2 pseudogenes are annotated in these 2,904 nt (G+C 71.6%); one reads left to right on the forward strand and one right to left on the reverse strand.

The features are described 5' to 3' along the window. Window positions 1-1,766: pseudogene (tfpB, locus tag A612_RS08245) on the forward strand (type IV pilus assembly ATPase TfpB); the annotation flags it as partial. A 40-nt stretch (window positions 1,767-1,806) separates the two neighbouring features. Here the strand turns inward: tfpB and A612_RS08250 are convergent. After that, window positions 1,807-2,853 (reverse strand): annotated as a pseudogene (locus tag A612_RS08250) (single-stranded-DNA-specific exonuclease RecJ); the annotation flags it as partial. Window positions 2,854-2,904 lie beyond the last annotated feature (51 nt).

Genomic DNA, 2,904 nt, shown 5'->3' on the forward strand with positions numbered 1-2,904 from the left:
CCCCGCCGCACGCCCACGGGCGGCCCGCTCCAGTGGCGCCAGATCGTCGACTGGCTGCGCGCGGATGGCGTGATCAGCGAAGAGGAGGCCGAGCGCACGGTGGCGCGCTGCGCGCATGCGGAGAGCAGCCAGCACCCGATCGTGCGCCTCGGAGCCGTCGCCATGGAGCGCGCGGCGGACGGCAAGCCGCTGGACGTCGACCTGCTCACCGAGTACGTGGCCGGCCGGGCGGGGCTTCCCTACCTGCGCATCGACCCGCTCAAGGTGGACGTCGGCCGCGTGGCCGACTCCATGAGCGCCAGCTACGCCGAGCGCCACCGCGTGCTGCCGGTGCAGGTCTCGCCCAGCGAGCTGGTGGTGGCCACCGCCGAGCCCTTCATCGACGACTGGGTCGCCGAGGTCGAGCGCCAGGCGCGGCGCAGCGTGCGCCGCGTCATGGCCAACCCGCAGGACATCACGCGCTACACGGCCGAGTTCTTCGCGCTGGCGAAATCCGTGCGCGCCGCCAACAAGGCCGGCAGCGGCACCACCGGCAGCAGCTTCGAGCAGCTGGTGGAGCTGGGCAAGAGCAACCGCCAGCTCGACGCCAACGACCAGGGCGTGATCCGCGTGGTCGACTGGCTGTGGCAATACGCCTTCGACCAGCGCGCCAGCGACATCCACCTGGAGCCGCGGCGCGAGCAGGGCGTGATCCGCTTTCGCATCGACGGCGTGCTGCATCCGGTCTACCAGATGCCCATGGGCGTGCTCAACGCCATGGTGGCGCGCGTGAAGCTGCTCGGGCGCATGGACGTGGTCGAGCGCCGCCGCCCGCAGGACGGGCGCATCAAGACGCGCAACCCGCGCGGCGACGAAGTCGAGATGCGCCTGTCCACGCTGCCCACGGCCTTCGGCGAGAAGATGGTGATGCGCATCTTCGATCCGGACAACACGGTCAAGGACCTGGGTGCGCTGGGTTTTCCCCGCACGACGCGGCGCGCTGGGAGGCGCTGGTGCAGCGCCCGCACGGCATCATCCTGGTCACCGGGCCCACGGGCTCGGGCAAGACCACGACGCTGTACTCCACGCTCAAGCGCGTGGCCACCGAGGAGGTGAACGTCAGCACGGTGGAAGACCCGATCGAGATGATCGAGCCGAGCTTCAACCAGACGCAGGTGCAGCCGCAGCTCGATTTCAACTTCACGGAAGGGCTGCGTGCGCTGATGCGCCAGGACCCAGACGTGATCATGGTCGGCGAGATCCGCGACCTGGCCACCGCCGACATGGCGGTGCAGGCGGCGCTCACCGGCCACCTGGTGTTCTCCACGCTGCACACCAACGACGCGCCCAGCGCCATCACGCGGCTGATGGAGCTGGGCGTGCCGCCGTACCTGATCAATGCGACGCTTCTGGGCGTGCTGGCGCAGCGGCTGGTGCGCACGCTGTGCAAGCAGTGCCGCGAGCGCGACCGCGAGGCCGACCCGCAGGTGCTGGCGGACCTGATCCGGCCGTGGAAGCTCTCCGGCGGCTATCGGGCCTACCGTCCCGTGGGCTGCGTGGAATGCCGCATGACAGGCTTTCGCGGGCGCATCGGGCTGTACGAGCTGCTCACTATCAGCGAGGCGCTCAAGGGCCAGATCCACGGGGCGCCGTCCATCGACGCCCTGCGCCGCCAGGCCGTCAAGGACGGCATGCGGCCGTTGCGGCTGGCGGGGGTGCTGCGTGCGGCCGAAGGCATCACCACGCTGGAAGAGGTGATCGCCGCCACGCCGCCGCTGGAGCCCTGAGCGGGAGGGACAGCGCCGCCGCGCGCTGCGTGCGGTGGGTTCAGGCCTGCAGCCCCTCCACCAGAAACTGCACGCGCCGCTCGCCGCCCCATTCGTTCACATCCAGCCGGAAAGCCAGCAGCGGCTCCTCAGGCACCGGTTCCGTGCGGCCGAACCAGATGGCATCGACCGGCTGGCCGTGGTGCAGCAGGCGCAGCTGCAGGTGCCGGCCCTGGCCCACCAGGCGCTGGCTGAGCACGCGCACCTGCTCGCTGAAGGTGGGCGGGGCAAAGCCCTGGCCCCAGACCTCGCGCGCCAGCACGTCCACCAGCTCGGCGCGGCGCCACTCGGGCGCGAGCGGCCCGTCGGTCTCCAGCCGGCGCGTGAGCGTGGCGGCGTCCAGCCATTCCTGCGCGACCTGGGCGAAGGCCTGCTCGAAGGTGGGGAAATGTTCTGCCGCCACGGTGCAGCCGGCCGCCATGGCGTGGCCGCCAAAGCGCAGGATCACGCCCGGGTGGCGCTTGGCGACCAGGTCGAGCGCGTCGCGCAGGTGAAAGCCCGGGATGGAGCGGCCCGACCCCTTGAGCTCGTGCCCCTTGCCGGGCGCGCCGCTGGCGGCGAACACGAAGGTGGGGCGGTGCAGCTGCTCCTTCAGGCGCGAGGCCACGATGCCGACCACGCCCTCGTGAAAATCCGGGTCGAACACGCTGATGGCCGAGGGCGGCTCCTCGTCGAGGTCGAACAGCCCTTCCGCGAGCTGCAGCGCCTGCTCGCGCATGTCGCCCTCGATCTCGCGGCGCTGGCGGTTGATGGCGTCGAGCTGCTGCGCCAGCTCCATCGCGCGGCCGGGATCGTCCGTGAGCAGGCACTCGATGCCCAACGTCATGTCCGCCAGCCGGCCCGCGGCGTTGATGCGCGGGCCCAGCGCGAAGCCGAAGTCGAAGGTGGTGGCGGATTCCGGGCGTCGGCCGGCGGCCTGGAACAGGGCGCGCACGCCCGGCGGCATCTGCCCGGCGCGCACGCGCTTGAGGCCTTGCGCCACCAGGCGGCGGTTGTTGACGTCCAGGCGCACCACGTCGGCCACCGTGCCCAGCGCCACCAAGGGCAGCGTCCCCTACCTGATGCTGGCCGGCAACCTGGTGGCCGGCTGGCAGCTCGC

The sequence above is a fragment of the Melaminivora alkalimesophila genome (genome assembly GCF_000282995.1).
Classification (GTDB): domain Bacteria; phylum Pseudomonadota; class Gammaproteobacteria; order Burkholderiales; family Burkholderiaceae_C; genus Melaminivora; species Melaminivora alkalimesophila.